Origin of the sequence: Mycobacterium aquaticum (assembly GCF_002086485.1) — a bacterium.
GTDB classification, from domain to species: Bacteria; Actinomycetota; Actinomycetes; order Mycobacteriales; family Mycobacteriaceae; genus Mycobacterium; species Mycobacterium aquaticum.
Genome location: NZ_MVHF01000020.1, coordinates 22,110 through 37,937 on the forward strand (window position 1 = coordinate 22,110; position 15,828 = coordinate 37,937).

Here is a 15,828-nt window from a genome sequence, read left to right on the forward strand (position 1 = left end):
GAGCGCTACCTGTCCGTGCCGAATCGCCATCCGGGCAGGACGCGGCGCCGATAGCATTCGCGTCGTGGCGGCCGACGCACCACCTCAGTCGAGCTCGACGAGTAGACGCCGAACGGTGACCGCTGTCGGTGTAATCCTTGCCATCGCAATCGTTTACGCGGGGCTGCTGTTGACCTACCGCTTGCTGACCCCGAGGCCGCATCCCCTCGGTGCACTCGACCTGGGGACAACGGGAGATACCGTTGTGGTCATCACGCTCGACGCGCTGCGCACGGTGGACAATCGTCTCGACGTGGAAGTCGATGTGGTGCCGCAAGATTCACTGATGGATGACCGTCTTGGCGTGGTCAGCACCGATGTCGCCGTCCGGCTGTACCCACCGAACGATCTGGTGGGGGACTTGCAGTGGGTGCACGGTTCGTCGCCGGCCCAGGTGAAGACCACCCTCATCGCCAACGGTGATCCCGATCGCTGGCCGTTCGATTCTTATACCACCGATGTCATATCGGCCGATGTCTTGGTCGGCTCCGGCAATGCGCGGACCTTCTTGCCCGCACGCGTCGAAGTGGCAGGCTCGCTGGAAGGATGGGAGATCAGCAGCACACGTAGCGGGCCCTCGAGCCAATCGTCAGGTGTCGGAGACGACGTCACCATCACCCTGAGGCGGGCAAGGGAGCCGTTCATCTTCGACCTGGGAATCTGTCTGGTGCTACTGAGCCTGCCCATCATGGCGCTGTACGTCGCCGGTCAGGCGCTACTGGGCAAGAAGAAGTTCGTGCCGCCGTTCCTGGGGTGGTACGCGGCGATGCTGTTCTCCGTTGTGCCGATCCGCAACATCCTCCCCGGCTCACCGCCGACCGGGGCATGGGTCGACCAAGCCCTGGTGCTGTGGGTGTTGATCGCCCTGATCGTCGCGATGGTGTTGTATATCGCTGCGTGGCACCGTCATTCGGATTGACGTGTCCGCGCTCAATCCAATTCGGCGAGAGCCCTGCGGGCAGCCTCCAGTTCGGACTCCAGGGCTGCGACCTTGGCGGCCTGCTGGGCACGCGCCTCTTCGATCACCTCGTCGATCGGGGTGGAGAGGTCTTCGTGAAGTTCCTTGGCGGCGCGGGAGACTGCAGCCGCGGCGACGGCGAGGTCGCGGGCCAGGTACGTGCTGCCCTGCTTGAGTTCCGCTCGCCATTCGCCGTCGGCTGTGCCCGTGACCGTCAGGGTCAGCTCAAGGGTCTTGGGCTTCCTGCCGGCCGCCCTCTTGGCAGGCGCCTTTCGGGGCTTCTGCTCGGGAGGAGCAGCAGCGTCGCCGGCCGTCGGAGCACTCTCGGGCGAGACGATCCCGAGTGAAGCATCGGCGGTGTCGGAGTCGGTCGGGGACGTGCCTGCTACCAGGGTGTCTACAGTCATTGTTGCGGCGATCTCCTCGGGAACATCGCCCGCACTGAGCGGGCCGGGCTGAGCGCTTATTGGAACACATGTTCGAGCTACGCGCCAAGCCATCCGTCCCGTCAGGGTTCGCGCACCAGCAGCAGCACCTTTCCGACCGTCTCGTTGGAGTCGAGGAGCTTGTGGGCTTCCGCTGCGTCGGTGATCGGGATTTCGGCCGCGACGACGGGGGCGACGGCGCCTTCGGCGATCAATGGCCACAGGTGCTGACGCAGTTCAGTGATGATCTCGGCCTTGGAGCCAGGCCCCTGCTCGGGCCGGCGGCGCAGATTTGTCACGTGTACCGAACCCCGTTTGAACAGCAACGCACCGAGATTGAGTTCCGCAGTGGCCCCGCCCTGCAATCCGATGATCGTCAGGTGACCGTTCTCGGCCAGCGCTTCGACGTTCTTGGCAAGATAGCTGCCGCCCATGATGTCGAGAATGACGTTGGCGCCGGAGTATTCGGAGTTGACCACCGCCGGGAAATCCTGGTCCCGATAGTTGATCAATGTCTGCGCCCCGAGGTCGCGACAACGGTCCAGCTTGAACTGCGAACCGGCAGTCACCGCCACGTTGGCACCCAGCGCTCGGCCGACTTGTATTGCGTGGGTACCGATTCCACTGCCACCGCCGTGGACCAGCAGTGTCTGTCCGCTCTGTAGTCCACCGGTCATCACCACGTTGGACCATACCGTGGCGGCGGTCTCGGGCAGGGCCGCGGCGGCGACGACGCTGACGCCCTCCGGGACGGGGAGCACTTGGTTGGCCGCCACGTTGACCCGCTCGGCGTACCCTCCGCCGGCCAGCAGGGCGCACACTGCGTCACCGGGCGCCCAATCCTGCACTCCGGCACCCACTTCGGAGATATAGCCCGATACCTCGAGGCCGGGAACATCGCTGACACCGGGAGGTGGCGGGTAGAAGCCCATCCGTTGCATCACGTCGGCGCGGTTCACTCCGGCCGCCACCACGTCGATGGCAACCTGCCCGGGGCCCGGCGCGGGCAGGTCGTCGACCTGTGTCCACTCCATCACCTCGGGATCGCCAAAACCGTTGAACGTGATCGCGTACATGTGGTGTTCTCCTCTATCTGTTTCTCGTGCGTGGATATGTTGTCGTGTTCTGCCGGGCCAGGTAGGCCCGCGGGCTGTCGCCCTTCCATCGGTGGAACGCATGCGAGAAGTTGCTGACGTCGTTGTAGCCCAACCGGTTCGAGACCTGCTCAACGGTCATGCCGCTCTGCAGCAGCTCCGTCCCGAGGTGATGGCGCACCTCGTCGAGCAGTTTCCGAAACGAGGTGCCTTCCGCCTCCAGTTGCCGTCGCAGCGTTCGGGTACTGCACGACAGTCGCTCCGCCACCTGCGCCAGAGTCGGGGGTCGGGCGGGGTCCGTCAGCAACAGATCGCGCACCAGACCTGCACGACCCGTTCTGGCTTCGCGTTGCTCGAGCAGCAGCCGGCATTGCTGTTCGGCGAGCCTGGCCGTGTGGCTACTGGCTTGGGGCAGTGGCACACTCAGCAGCTCGGCGGGCAGCGTTACAGATGTTATCGCGTCACCGAATTCGGGTACCGTACCGAACATCTCCTCGTACAACCCGACGGCCGGTCCTGGGTCGGGGAGCGCGAACGAGATGCGGCTCGGCGGCGGCGGCGCGCCGAGGATCTCCCGGTACAGATTGGGGATGGCCGCTGCGTCACGTTCCAGTACGAACCTGCGTACCGGCGCCGGCACAGAACGCGCGTCGATCACGATCGAGAGTTCGTCACCGTGGCGCCGTGTTTCGAAGGTACAGAAGGCGTAGCTCAGTCGCACGAATCTCACTGCGACGTCGATCGCTTCACCCAGCGTCGGGCTGGTGAGGATGGCGAATCCCCACACTCCGAAGGCGGTAACCGGGTATCTGGCTGCGGCCTGCAGCCCGAGCCCCGGCCGGTCCCCGAGAGCCGCAACGATATTCGCGATGGCCCTGAGTTCCTGTTGCCCGCTCACCTCGGCGGCGGGGCTCCGGACGGCGACCGGGGAGATCCTGGTGCCGACCAGGCACTGCCGCGCGGTCAAGCCGGACTCGGCGGCCCAGTCGAGCATCAGCACGAGACTTGCCGCCGGCCGCTTGGTGTGCAGATCGGGCGTCGTCATCGAGGATGTGCCCGCCGGCGATATTCCTGGGGGCCGACACCCTTCCACCGCCGGAAGGCCTGGGTGAAGCTGGATACCTGCGAGTAGCCAAGGCGTCCAGCGATTTCTGCGACAGGCCGCCCGTCGGTGAGCAGTAGCTCCTCGGCCAGCGCCTCGCGCACCTCTTCCTGCAACACCCGCAGCGACACTCCTTGTTGCGCGAGGTGTCGTCGCAGTGTGCGGGGGCTGACTGTCAGTTGCCGCGCGGCCTCGTCGAGGGACAAGACAGGCGACGGATTCGCCAGCATCAGATCGCGCACCAGGCCGGCGACTCCCGCCCGTGCCGACCGCTGTCTGAGCAGTTCGACCGCTTGCTTCTCCGCCATCGACCGGGCGTACTGATTGGCCTGGGGCAGTGGCGCATTCAACGATTCCAGGCTGACGAGCAGGCAGTTCTGCGGTGCATCGAACTCAGGTTCTACGCCGAATACGTCGACGTACCTCTGCACGTCTTCTTCTGGTGGGCGCGCCATCGTGTAGGCGACGCGCAGCCGGGCATCGGGGTTCATGAGCAGGTCGCGCTGCAGCGTCTGAATGCCGGTGCTGTCGCGCTCTACGGCGAATCGCCGGATGCTGACGGGCAACGTCGTGGAGTCCAGAATCAACCGGCCGGTACCGTCGTTCGTGTCGGTGGAAACGCTGAGTCGGCACAGGCAGAAGCTGAGCGCGGCGAGCGACATACCCACCGACAGCGCATCTCCCAGTGTTCGGGAGCTCATGAGCGCGAGCCCCCAGATCCCCGGCGACGCGGCATGGCAGCGCAGTCCGGCTTCGACGCCCAGTCCCGGAACACCAGACAGCGCGTCGAGGATGTTGGTTAGGATCTGCAGTTCATCGCGCAGGCGGACCTCGGCGTCGAGGTCCTCGAGGGCTTCTCGGGTCAGCGGTGTGCCATGCAGTATGTCGTCGTGCGTCATCCCGTGCTCTGCTGCCAGGTCAACCAGCAGCGCAGCGCTCGCCGGCGAACGCAGAACCTCATGCGTACTCACATCCACCTCACGTGACCGTGTCTGGCTGTTTGCTCTCATCATGCGTTATCCAGGTTAGGAACGAGCGCACATCGCTTGACAGGTGACGGATGGCCAACAAGTTGTGAGAAGTGGCCAATCACTGGCAACGCAGGCCTCCCACCGGAATCCTTGGAACATGACCAAGCGCATCCTGAACGTCGTCAGCAACGTGTCCCACTACGAGGATCCGTCCGAGCCGACCGGGTTGTGGCTCTCGGAACTGACACACGCGTACCACGTGTTCGCCGAAGCGGGCTACCAACAGACGATCGTCAGCCCGAAGGGCGGCCTCTCACCGTTGGAACCACGCTCGCTGAAGTTCCCGAACTACGACAAGAGCGCAAAGGCGTGGAAAGCCGATCCCGCGAAGATGGCACTGCTGGCCAACACCGCTTCGCCTGATGAGATCGACTCGGCGGACTTTGACGCGATCTACTTCACCGGTGGCCACGCCGTGATGTTCGACTTTCCCGATAGTGAAGGGCTGCAACGCATCACCCGTGAGATCTTCGAGCGCGGTGGAATCGTGTCTTCGGTCTGTCACGGTTACGCCGGATTGCTCAACACCACGCTGTCCGATGGGTCCCTTCTGGTCGCCGGGCGCAAGCTGACGGGGTTCTCCTGGGCGGAGGAGGTCCTCGCACGGGTCGACAAGCTGGTGCCCTACAACGTCGAAGAGGAGATGAAGAAGCGCGGCGCACTGTACGAGAAGGGCTTGATCCCCTTCACTTCCTACGTCGTCGCCGATGGTCGGTTGGTGACCGGCCAGAACCCAGGATCCGCGAAGGCCACCGCCAAAAAGGTCGTGTCGGTGTTCGAGGGCTGACGGTGAGCTTGCGCGGCTACGGCGCGGGGGAGATCTCGATGGCGAAGGATGCCTGCTGACGACGGGAGATCCACATCCCGAATTCACTCAGCCGCCCCAGCACCCGGTACTTGCGATTGACGATCTTGCGGACCTTCGGGGTGTCGGCGTGGTCGAGCACGCGAGCGATACCCTCGACCACCGGTGAGCCGGCAGTGATCCTCCCGCGAATGTCGCAGGGCTGCAACGTCACTGCCGGATTGCGGCGGATGCGTTTGACTTTGTATGCCCCGACCTCCGAAAAGAAGTAGAGCTTGCCGTCGTCCGGCGCGATCCAGACGGGGGTCGACACTGCGCTGCCGTCCTTGCGGTAGCTGGTGAACGATACGTAGTTCGCCCGACCGACCACCTCCCAATCCGATGAGGTACCGGTCATCGTTGTCTGCCTTCCGTTTTGGAGTAGCTTATCCGGCATTCACACCTGTACGAGACCGCTGCCGGCGCAGCCGGTGACGAGTTCGTCGAGGCCGAACGCTTCGACGGGTCCGACCACTCCCGCTGTTCTACCGACGCCCGAAGCAAGCCGGTTCGCGGCCCAGGCCATAAGCTCGCCGGTCAACGTATACGGGCTGGGGCCTTCGAGATGGATCTCGGCCACGGTGTCGCCGGACTCGTCGCGGGCCACGGCCACGACGTGACTCAGTGTGCGGGCCCGCTCAGCGGCATCGGGACCGCCACTGCCGCCGACGGTACGAGCGGCGAGCCGGTCGATCAGTCTGCGCACGGGTGGCAGCTTCGCGGCGGTGTTCGCGATCGCGGACATGACTTGAATGGGACGGCTGAGCTGCGGGAACCAGCCGTTGTAGACCGCGACCGACTGAAGCTCGGGCAGTTGAGACGGCAGGAAGAGCACTTCGGTGCCCGATACCAGAAAGGCGTCCTTGCGCCTGTCACGCACCGTGAAGGGTCGGACGTGACGGGCGGTGATCTCGTCGACGAGCTCTCCGTTGCGCCACACCAGCGCAGGCAGCATCAATCCTTCGGCCATGGTCTTCCGGGTGCCCTGACTCAGCCCATTGCGCAGTGAGCCGATGGCAAAGTAACCGATCTCGATCGCGTGTACCGCGGAGCCGGCGGCCCGAGCGGCGAGCGCTCCCGCGAGGATCCCGGGGACATAGTCGTAGCCGAATGCCGGCGCGATGACGGCTCCCGCTTCGCGCGCCCGGGTGTCGTGGCGGTCCCGTAGCCCACGGACGAAGCCGACCTCACCGGTCGAGTCCACGTAGTGGGCGCCCGCGTCGACTGCAGCCTGCGCAACGGGGTGGCCAAACTGTTCGAACGGACCGACGGTCGTAACCAGGACGTCGCCGGCGTCGATCAGAGCGCCGACACTGGCGGGGTCGCTGACGTCGGCGACGCGGTATTCCAGTCCACCCGATTGCTCCGCCAGCGCGGCAAGACGCCCGGCTCCGCGCCCCGCCAGCACCGGTCGAATCCCGCGCCGCAGCAGGGCATCGACCACCAGCCCGCCGGTGTAGCCGGTAGCCCCGAAGACGACGATCCGGGTCATTGGACGCCAGGTATACGCAGGAGCGGACGCCTCGCGAAGGCCGTCACGACGGCGTTCCCTGCAGCGCGGCACGCAGCGTCGCCTGTGCCAAGGTTATTGCGGCGCTGGATGCTCGGCTGCTGCGCAAGGCATTGAGCATCATGAAGTCGTGGATGGTGCCGCCGAAGCGCACCTGTGTGACCGGCACACCCGCTTGGCGGAGCTTCGCGGCATAGGCTTCGCCACCGTCACGCAGGACATCGGCTTCCGCGGTGATGACCAACGCCGGTGGCAGGCCCGAGAGTTGCTCGACGGTGGCCCGCAGCGGTGACGCATAGATCTCGTCGCGCTGAGCAGCGTTGGCCGTGTACTGATCCCAGAACCACTTCATGCCTTCACGCGTCAGGAAGTAGTGTTCGGCGAACTGGTGATAGGACGCGGTGTCGAAGTCGGCTGCGGTGACCGGGTAGAGCAACACCTGGTGGCAGATGCTGACGTCGCCGCGGTCCTTGGCCATGAGGGTCAGCACCGCGGCCATGTCGCCGCCCACCGAATCGCCTGCCACGGCGAACCGTGAAGCGTCCAAGCCCTTTTCGGCACCGTGGGCGAAAACCCACTGCGCTGCGGCGTAATTCTGCTCGATGGCCGTCGGATACTTCGCCTCGGGGGACAGATCGTAGTCGGGGAATACCACGGCGGCGCCTGCGCCGACGGCCAACTCGCGGACCAGTCGGTCATGCGTGTGCGCATTGCCGAACACCCAGCCTGCGCCGTGGATGTAGAAGATGACCGGCAGCGTCGAGCTCGCTCCGGCGGGTTTGACGATCCGCACCTTCACCGAGCCGGTGGGACCGCCGTCGATGGTGATCCACTCCTCGTCGATCTCGGGCATCTCCACTGCGCCGGACTGCACCTCGTCGACCGCCTTGCGCCCGTCCTCGGGTGGAAGTTGGTACAGAAATGGCGGGGTGTCGGTGGCTTTGCAGAACTCGGCTGCCTCGGGCTCCAGTACTGGCTCGATCTCGGTCATGGTTTGCCTCCTCGCCCACGATGCTTGCCCAGTCGGCCACGACACACACGCATCTGGCCACTTCTCACAACTTATTGGCCATCCGTCACCTGTGTATCGCGGTGTCCCGCTGTCAGCCTTGGAGTTACCAATCCCGAAGAAAGATGAGGTCCCACAACGATGAGCACCCAACTCACCGAGGTCGAATTCGCAGGCCAGACCGTCGAAGTACCGAAAGGCGGGTACTACGACCGGTACCGTTCGAACCCGAATCTCGACGAGGTGGCACAGGACCCCGCTGTTGGCAACATCGACTGGTTCCGCAGGATCCCGAAGGTCAAAGTCGACTCCCGCGTCGGGCCGATCTGGGCGCCGAACTTCTACTACCGCGCAAGCATCGTGCAGGCCAACTTGCTGGCTCCACTCGACCGCCTGGCGGCGATGCTCCCGGCTCCGCTCGAACCACTGCGTGCGGCACCGGGATTCGGTGTGGCGGCGCTGACCTTCTTCTCGTACGCGGTGTGCGACAACGATCCCTACGACGAGGTTTCGGTCGCTGCCGTGGTTCGCAAGCCCGGCGAGCGGGGTCTGGTGACCGCACTGTTGCCCGAGCTCGAACTGATCAACGCCATGCGGCGCAGGAAGTTCTACGCCCATGTGCTGGCCCTGCCCGTCACCACCGAGATCGCCCGGGTCCGCGGCGTCGGCGGGTATCAGCTCCCGAAGTGGCGCACGGACATCAGCGTGAGCATGCGTGACGCTGTGCATGCCGAAATCGCCGGTCCCACAGGACAACCGGATGTGACCCTGCGTGCGCCGCTGCCGAAGTTCACCGAAGTGCCATCACAGTCCCGGATGGGAACCAACACCATGGTCCATCTGGTCGATGGGCGATGGCATCAGACCTCGGTGCAATCCAACACTTTGGCGTTCGCCCAACGCACCTTGCCGCGCGACGTCACGCTCACTCGCCATGGCGGCCCGCTCAGCGACCTGCTCGATGGACTCGGCGCGTCCAGAATCCTCAGCCTGGAGGTCACCCGAGACGTGCAACTGGTGCTGAACCTGCCGCGGCTCCTGGACACCGGCCGGTGATGTGAACTCGTAGCGACCGGGGTGTGACGGTTCGGGTAGCTGTCGGGCGATGCGCCGGGCAGCTCTGGGCGGTGCACGCTATGAATCAAGGATGAGCAACCACGTGAACCTGACCCCGCAGGAGAGTTCCTTGATCGCCGAGTCGCATCCCGAAGCGCTGGCCCGGATGGATGAGAAGGCACTGAAGGATCTGCAGAGCCGGCTGCGGCAAGCCCGCGAGAAGAACTTCAGCCTGCTGCGGCGCCAGGGTGCGGCGCGCGTGGAGGCCGAAGGTGCCCGCGGCGCCGCGCAGCCCGCCAACGAGAAGCGCGGCGAGAAAGTAGAGGTTTTCGACGAGGCGCTGGCGAGGGTGAACGAGCGCCTGGAAACCGAGTAGTTCCGCGGTCAACCGCTCGGCGGCTCGTTCGGGGCGCCGTATCGCATGGTCCAGATCGGTGCTTGGCCCGGCAGGTATTCATTGCCGTCCCAAGGCGTGCCGCAGATGTGCAGGTAGGCGTACGGTGTTCCGTCGAACATCACCCATGCCCCGGCGTCACGCACGGTGTTCGGGAGACCGTCGCGCGCGGCGTTGTACGGCCATAGGATCATCCAGTGCGGCCCGATGGGTATGGGCGGGCTCGTCTTGTCAGTGGGATCTGTGTTGCTGTGTTGCGTTGCGCCGCAAAGCATGTAGATGATCCCGGGCGCGGAGTTGGTAGGCGCAGGCTTGCCTGCCATGATGTCCTTCATCCACTGCAGCCCCATCGGATCGGCACACATGGGAACGTTGCCGATCTCGTTCTCGTTGCCGGGGAAGCAGACCCAGTCGTTGGTGCCCTGCCGCAGCACGACGGTGTTGCCTTGATGGTCCATCTCTACGATGGTGGCGTCCTTGGTGATCCGAAGCGGCCCCGAGGCCATCGCGCGCGCGATCTTGGCGGCCCGCACCTGCTCGTCACGGTCGGTCTGTATCATCGTGGACTTCTTTCGAAAGTGCCGTGCGCGCTCTGCTGTTCACACAGCTGCCGATGCGGTGCTGTCGTCGGTTTCGTCGGCTTCGGTCACTGGCTGCGAGGCAGGGGCACGCGTACGGATGTGCGCATGTGCCGTGTAATCGATGCGCAGACTGAGCAATTCGGGTCGGCTGTAATGGCCTGCCGCGTCCATGAACGCCTTACGCTTGTCGATCAAGTCGAAGTCCAGGTCCGCGATCACCTCGCCCTCGCCTGAGCGCAGCGGCTCACCCATCAGTTCCCCTTGTGGCGAGATGATCGCCGTGAAACACCCACCGGATATCGGGCCAAGCGCGCAACCAGTGTCAGCCACGATCATCTGTTGCTGTTCGGCGTCGAGCCAGGCCGTTGCGTTCACCACGAAGCAGGCTGATTCCAGAGCGTGATTGCGCACCTGAATCTCTGCCTGCGTGGCGAACAGGTCACCGAAGATCGAGCCGGGAAACATCGCCGAGTGGATCTGCTCACCATCGGCGATCAGGGCGTACCTGGCGAGCGGGTTGTAGTGTTCCCAACACGCGAGCTGGCCGATGCGACCGACGGCGCTGTCGACAGCCTTCAATCCGCTGCCGTCACCTTGCCCCCACACCATCCGCTCGTGAAAGGTGGGCGTGATCTTGCGCCGGCGCTGGATCAACGTGCCGTCGGCGTCGAAGAGCAGTTGCGTGTTGTACACGGTGCCGCCGTCGCGTTCGTTGACTCCGACGGAGACCACCATCGCTGCGCGTCGGGCCGCCTCAGCGATCGCGTGCGTCGCAGGCGACGGGACGGTGACAGCTTGCTGCAGTAACCGCACGTGTGATGGGTTCATCTCGTACGGGCGCTGCACGAAGGAAAAATACGGATAGTACGGAATAACGGTTTCCGGAAAAGTTGCGAACTGCACTCCGTGCCCGGCCAGTTCATCGATCTTCGCCGTCACGGCGGCCACGGTTTCTTCACGGCTGTACAGCACTGGCCGCAATTGAACCGCGGCCGCACGGACTATGGTCACGGCGCCAATCCTCTCGTCAAAGAGTGGGCACAGAACGATCTCCGCAACGTGTCGACATCAGTGTGCGCCGCGGGCGGCTCAGAGGACGGCAAATGCGCGAACTTCCAAAGCTGGTAAATAGCTGTGACTTTCGCTGATCTGTGAAGGGCCCGCGGCGTCGCGGCGGATACTGGCGCGGTCGCGAATGAGCCGTCGCGGATGTACGCGCTCGGCCCATTCGTCAATGGATTTCGCCGGAGGCGCCGTATGACGTACATGGGCAAGCCTTACTACCCGGTCTGGCTAGATAATCTCGCCGACGATGTGACGCTGGAAGCTGCGGCAATGGACGGTACAGCAGAGGGCGTCGACGCGGTTCGGACCATCCTTACCACTGCCCGCGAACAGTACGAGCAGCAGGAATTCAACTTTGCCGGCCCGTGCGGCGAGATGTCTTTCCTGGAGGACTACTCAAGCATCGTGCGGGATGTGCCGACCCGTGTCGTCGTTGTCGTGACATACAACGAATCGGGGCAGACGCAGCGTGTCGTCGTGAATCACCGGCCCCGCAGCGCGCTGCTGCAGTTCTCCCGCATCATGCTCGAGAAGTTCGCCGGCACCGAGCACGAAAGGCATTGGCAAGGAACGCCGTGAAGGACCGGGCATCCGGATTTGTTCGGCTGGACCGCACGTGCGGTAGCGTTTGTTAGTAGTCCTCGGTAATGGTGTGCGGCATTCAGGCGCCACGCGGAGTAAGGAGCTTCCACGGTGGATCTCGGTATCTGGGGCGATCTCACAATCCTCGCCGCGGTGATGGCAATTGTCTTCGCCACCTGCGTATTTCTGTACATCACTCGGTTGGAAAAACGGACACCGGCGCCGATGGGCGAGCAGGTGGGCGCCCACAAGGCGGTGCTGGCCAAGGTGCGCAAACGCGAACCGTTGACCGAGGAGGAGCTCGAGTATGCGACCGAACTGGTCAACGACGCGCGCAATCCGCTCGCGTACGCGATCCCCGCCGTCCTCTTCACCATGGGGTTCTTCTATGTCGTCGGCTGCCTGTATGAGCTACATGTCCACGGCGGCAATCCGTCGTTCCGCACGTTCATCGGGGGAATCCCGATGCTGACGTCCATGAACATCGTCGCCCAATTGCGCCGGGTCGCTCGGTTGAAAAAGAAGCTGCCGACTGCTCCGTCGCGAGTGTGAATCGTCTGCGAAAAATCGGCCACTTTTTCGCAGACGATTCACACTCGCGAAGGCAGTAGCCGTTTGCTGGTCAACCCCGCGGCCTAACTCCGTCGCGACGATCCCGCAACCGGGTCGCCGTCCTCCCACAGCAGCAGTTGACGGACCGACGCGCGGGACCCGTAGGGCTGCAGCATCTGGCTCGCGGGCCGGGGACGCACCCTCAGCGGCCACCAGAACCAACGGCCGATCAATGCCGCGATGGACGGCGTCATGAACGAACGCACGATCAGCGTGTCGAACAGCAATCCGAAGGCGATCGTCGTACCGATCTGGCCCAGCACCCGTAGATCGGCGAACACGAACGATGCCATGGTGGCCGCGAAGACCAGGCCTGCCGCCGTCACCACCGCGCCCGAGCCGGCCATCGCCCGAATGATGCCGGTGTTCAAGCCCGCGCCGATCTCCTCCTTGAATCTGGAGATCAGCAGCAGGTTGTAGTCCGATCCCACTGCCAAGAGCAGGATGACGGCCAGCGCCAGCACGATCCAAAACAGTTGGATGCCAAGAAGATCCTGCCAGATCAGCACCGACAGGCCGAATGAGGCACCCAACGACAGTGCGACCGTGCCTACGATGACGAACGCGGCGACGATGCTTCGGGTGATGAACATCATGACCAGCAGAATGAGACTGAGCGCGGCGATCCCCGCGATCATGAGGTCGTACTTGGCGCCGTCCTGGATGTCCTTGTAGGTGGCCGCGGTGCCGGCGAGGTAGATCTTGGATCCGGCCAGGGGAGTGCCCTTGACAGCCTCCTGGGCCGCGTGCCTGATGCCGTCGATATGTGAAATGCCTTCGGGCGTAGCGGGGTCGCCGTCATGGGTGATGATCATGCGGGCAGCCTTGCCGTCCGGTGACAGGAACAGTTTGAGCCCGCGCTGGAATTCGGGGTTGGTGAACGCCTCCGGCGGCAGGTAGAACGAGTCGTCGGTCTTCGAAGCGTCGAACGCCTGGCCCAGCGCGGTCGAGTTCTGCAGAGCGGCCTGGGTCTGGTCGTTGATACCCGACGTGGTCGCGTAGTTGGTCAGTGTCAGGTCGCGGTTGGTCTGCTGGCTGGCGATCTGCGGCGGTATCAGCGCCAGCAGCTTGGGCTGCAACTCATCCAATTTCGCGATGCTGCCCGAGACGCCGGCCAACTGATCGGTCAGCGCATCGATACCGTCGAGCGCGTCGAACACCGACCGCAGTGCCGCGCACATCGGGATGTCGAAACAGTGCGGCTCCCAATAGAAGTAATTGCGCAGCGGGCGGAACTGGTCGTCGAAATTGGCGATCTTGTCCCGGAGATCCTGCGCCGTGGCGACCGTCTGCTGGAAGGCCTTGGCCTGCTCGTCGGTGACGGCGCTGGATTGCTGTTGCAGCGCATATTGCTGCCGCAGGATGTCGATCGAATTGTTGATCACGTCAACCTGTTTGAGCAGATCGGCGCCGCGGGCCTGCTGGAAGGGCAGGTTGTTGATCTGCGCCGAGCTGCCCGCGCTGATCTGGAACGGTATCGACGTGTGGTCCAGGGGTGTGCCGAGGGGCCGCGTGATGGACTGCACCTGAGCGATACCGTCCGTGTGGAACACCGCCTTGGCGACGCGCTCCAGAAGGATCATGTCGGTGGAGTTCCGCAGGTCGTGGTCGGCCTCGATCATCAGCAGCTCCGGATTCAGCCGCGCTTGTGAGAAGTGCCGTTCGGCGGCTGCATAACCGACGTTGGCCGGAGCATCGGCAGGCATGTAGGGCCGGGCGTCGTAACTCGTCTTGTAGCCCGGCAGGGCGAGCAGCCCGATGAGGGCCACCCCGACCGTCACCACCAGGACGGGCCCCGGCCAGCGCACGATCGCTGTGCCGATGCGCCGCCAGCCCCGGGTCTGCAGCTGACGCGCGGGTTCGAACAGACCGAAATGACGGCCGATCACCAGCACCGCGGGCGCCAGCGTCAGCGCCGCGAGCACGGCCACGAGAACGCCGATGCCCGCGGGTATACCCAGGCTCTGGAAATACGGGAGCCGCGTGAAGGTCAGGCAGAACACGGCCCCGGCGATCGTCAGGCCCGAGCCGAGGATGATGTGCGAGGTCCCGTGGTACATGGTGTTGAACGCCGACACCCGGTCCTGCCCCGAGTACCGCGCTTCGTGGAAACGTCCGAGGATGAAGATCGCGTAGTCGGTGCCTGCGGCGATCACCAGCAGCGTCAGCAGATTCGTCGAATACGTCGACAGCTCGATGATGCCCGCGTTCGCCAACACGGCGACAACGCCGCGCGACGCGGTCAACTCGATCATCACCGTGAAGATGACGAGAATCGCGGTGGTGACACGACGGTAGAGCGACAACAACATCACCAAGATCACCCCGATGGTGATCAGCGTGGTCTTCAGGGTGCCGTGCCGGCCCACCTCGAACTGGTCGGTTACCAGCGGCGCCGGTCCGGTGACATTCGCCTTGACCCCCGGCGGCGGCGGAGTGTCCTCGACGATGCGGCGGACCGAGTCGACCGACTCATTGGCCAATGACTCACCCTGGTTGCCTGCGAGGTACACCTGCACCAACGCGGCTTTGCCGTCGGTGCTCTGCGAGCCTGCCGCGGTCAGCGGATCGCCCCAGAAATCCTGGATGTGCTGGACGTGCTTGGTGTCCTGACGCAGCTTCTGGATCAATCCGTCGTAGTAGTGATGCGCGTCGGCACCGAGCGGCTGATCGCCCTCCAGCACGATCATCGCCGAGCTGTCCGAGTCGAACTCGCCGAACACCTTGCCGATACGTTTGGCGGCCTGCAGCGACGGCGCATCCTTCGGGCTCAGCGACACGTTGTGGGATTCGGCAACGGTCTCCAGCTGCGGCACGAACACGTTGGTCACCACCGCCAGGCCGAGCCAGAACAGCGCGATCAGCGCGGAGAACCGTCGGATCAGGTTCGGAACCCGGTGGCGAGCGTCGTTGTCGGTGCTCATCCGGACTTGTCCAGGCAGTAGGTGTAGGCGTTTCGGGTGTTCACTGTTCTCTCGTCTTTGACCGCGTCATCGATCTTGATTCGGCAGCCGATCGAATCGCTGTCTCCTTGGGCCTGGACGTTGACGAACACCGCGGGCTGGGTGGTGGTCGTGTCGTAGGCCCACGGCAACGCGACGCCGTCGGCCCGCTGCGGTTGGGCGTTGACGTCCAGGTAGGTGATGGTCGCGACCGTGCCCGGCGGACCGAACACCTCCATGACCACATGCTTGGGGTTGAACGGCACGATGTCGTTGACCGCGCCGCTGGGTGTCGCCGTGACATCGTGCGACGCGAAAATGCCGTGCAAGCGGTACACCGCGAAGGCCGCGACAGCGATCACCACCACCGCAACCAGCAGCATCCAGCGTCGGCTCAGCCGACGTCCGATCGAAACCCGCTGCATCCGTGACCCTTTCAATGAGCGGCGACCAGGCGCGGCCGGTAGCGAAGCTCCGCTAGGACGGCTAATCAACTAGGTTGACGGTACGACAGTGAGCCGAACACCACAACACATACTTGAGGTGTTTTGCTGTGTGGAAGCTGGGAATGTGGGCCTCGGCTT

The 15,828-nt window shown here is 64.3% G+C and carries 17 protein-coding genes; 6 read left to right on the forward strand and 11 right to left on the reverse strand.

What is annotated here, in order from left to right; translation table 11 throughout:
• The first annotated feature begins 22 nt into the window (after positions 1–22).
• A complete protein-coding gene (locus tag BST13_RS19470; RefSeq protein WP_083165661.1) occupies positions 23–958 on the forward strand; it encodes a DUF4436 domain-containing protein in 936 nt (311 codons plus the stop codon).
• Positions 959–969: 11 nt separating this feature from the next.
• Here the strand turns inward: BST13_RS19470 and BST13_RS19475 are convergent, their stop codons facing one another.
• The 4 genes from BST13_RS19475 to BST13_RS19490 form a co-directional block, all read right to left on the reverse strand.
• A complete protein-coding gene (locus tag BST13_RS19475; protein ID WP_083165662.1) occupies positions 970–1,404 on the reverse strand; it encodes a DUF6319 family protein in 435 nt (144 codons plus the stop codon).
• A 101-nt stretch (positions 1,405–1,505) separates the two neighbouring features.
• Positions 1,506–2,498 (reverse strand): NAD(P)H-quinone oxidoreductase, encoded by a 993-nt coding sequence (locus BST13_RS19480; protein WP_083165663.1) that lies wholly within the window; start codon positions 2,496–2,498, stop codon positions 1,506–1,508.
• Positions 2,499–2,511: 13 nt separating this feature from the next.
• Positions 2,512–3,561 (reverse strand): AraC family transcriptional regulator, encoded by a 1,050-nt coding sequence (locus BST13_RS19485; protein ID WP_083165664.1) that lies wholly within the window; start codon positions 3,559–3,561, stop codon positions 2,512–2,514.
• Entirely contained in the window at positions 3,558–4,589 is a 1,032-nt protein-coding gene (locus BST13_RS19490; RefSeq protein WP_245839742.1) for an AraC family transcriptional regulator, read from the reverse strand. Before BST13_RS19490 ends, BST13_RS19485 begins: the two co-directional genes overlap by 4 nt.
• A 157-nt stretch (positions 4,590–4,746) precedes the next feature.
• Between BST13_RS19490 and BST13_RS19495 the strand changes: the two genes are divergently transcribed.
• Positions 4,747–5,436 carry a type 1 glutamine amidotransferase domain-containing protein gene (locus tag BST13_RS19495; RefSeq protein ID WP_083165666.1) on the forward strand — a complete coding sequence of 230 codons (690 nt, stop codon included), beginning with the start codon at positions 4,747–4,749 and terminating at the stop codon, positions 5,434–5,436.
• Between the two features lie 16 nt (positions 5,437–5,452).
• Here the strand turns inward: BST13_RS19495 and BST13_RS19500 are convergent, their stop codons facing one another.
• The 3 genes from BST13_RS19500 to BST13_RS19510 are packed head-to-tail and all read right to left on the reverse strand — an operon-like array spanning position 5,453 to position 7,994.
• Complete coding sequence (locus tag BST13_RS19500) at positions 5,453–5,851, reverse strand: PPOX class F420-dependent oxidoreductase (RefSeq protein WP_083165667.1); 399 nt, start codon at positions 5,849–5,851, stop codon at positions 5,453–5,455.
• A gap of 39 nt (positions 5,852–5,890) precedes the next feature.
• On the reverse strand, positions 5,891–6,985 hold the full coding sequence (locus BST13_RS19505) for a saccharopine dehydrogenase family protein (RefSeq protein ID WP_083165668.1): 1,095 nt from the start codon (positions 6,983–6,985) through the stop codon (positions 5,891–5,893).
• 43 nt (positions 6,986–7,028) lie between these two features.
• Complete coding sequence (locus tag BST13_RS19510) at positions 7,029–7,994, reverse strand: alpha/beta hydrolase (protein ID WP_083165669.1); 966 nt, start codon at positions 7,992–7,994, stop codon at positions 7,029–7,031.
• 159 nt (positions 7,995–8,153) lie between these two features.
• Here BST13_RS19510 and BST13_RS19515 point away from each other — a divergent pair, with 159 nt between their 5' ends.
• Entirely contained in the window at positions 8,154–9,068 is a 915-nt protein-coding gene (locus tag BST13_RS19515; RefSeq protein ID WP_083165670.1) for an acetoacetate decarboxylase, read from the forward strand.
• Positions 9,069–9,159: 91 nt separating this feature from the next.
• Entirely contained in the window at positions 9,160–9,444 is a 285-nt protein-coding gene (locus BST13_RS19520) for a hypothetical protein (protein ID WP_083165671.1), read from the forward strand.
• Between the two features lie 8 nt (positions 9,445–9,452).
• On the opposite strand, the gene BST13_RS19525 is transcribed toward BST13_RS19520, so the two are convergent.
• Together BST13_RS19525 and BST13_RS19530 are read right to left on the reverse strand one after the other, a co-directional pair.
• Positions 9,453–10,022 (reverse strand): hypothetical protein, encoded by a 570-nt coding sequence (locus BST13_RS19525; protein WP_083165672.1) that lies wholly within the window; start codon positions 10,020–10,022, stop codon positions 9,453–9,455.
• Between the two features lie 39 nt (positions 10,023–10,061).
• Positions 10,062–11,054: a nitrilase-related carbon-nitrogen hydrolase gene (locus BST13_RS19530; RefSeq protein WP_083165673.1), complete on the reverse strand. Its 993-nt coding sequence runs from the start codon at positions 11,052–11,054 to the stop codon at positions 10,062–10,064.
• A 246-nt stretch (positions 11,055–11,300) separates the two neighbouring features.
• Between BST13_RS19530 and BST13_RS19535 the strand changes: the two genes are divergently transcribed.
• Together BST13_RS19535 and BST13_RS19540 are read left to right on the forward strand one after the other, a co-directional pair.
• The gene (locus BST13_RS19535) at positions 11,301–11,687 is read left to right on the forward strand and encodes a hypothetical protein (protein WP_083165674.1); all 387 of its coding nucleotides are present in this window, start codon (positions 11,301–11,303) and stop codon (positions 11,685–11,687) included.
• A gap of 114 nt (positions 11,688–11,801) precedes the next feature.
• A complete protein-coding gene (locus BST13_RS19540) occupies positions 11,802–12,242 on the forward strand; it encodes a hypothetical protein (RefSeq protein WP_245839743.1) in 441 nt (146 codons plus the stop codon).
• A gap of 83 nt (positions 12,243–12,325) precedes the next feature.
• On the opposite strand, the gene BST13_RS19545 is transcribed toward BST13_RS19540, so the two are convergent.
• Together BST13_RS19545 and BST13_RS19550 are read right to left on the reverse strand one after the other, a co-directional pair.
• The gene (locus tag BST13_RS19545; RefSeq protein WP_083165675.1) at positions 12,326–15,226 is read right to left on the reverse strand and encodes an MMPL/RND family transporter; all 2,901 of its coding nucleotides are present in this window, start codon (positions 15,224–15,226) and stop codon (positions 12,326–12,328) included.
• A complete protein-coding gene (locus BST13_RS19550) occupies positions 15,223–15,669 on the reverse strand; it encodes an MmpS family transport accessory protein (protein WP_211296126.1) in 447 nt (148 codons plus the stop codon). The genes BST13_RS19545 and BST13_RS19550 overlap by 4 nt, the downstream gene beginning before the upstream one ends.
• Positions 15,670–15,828: the final 159 nt, after the last annotated feature.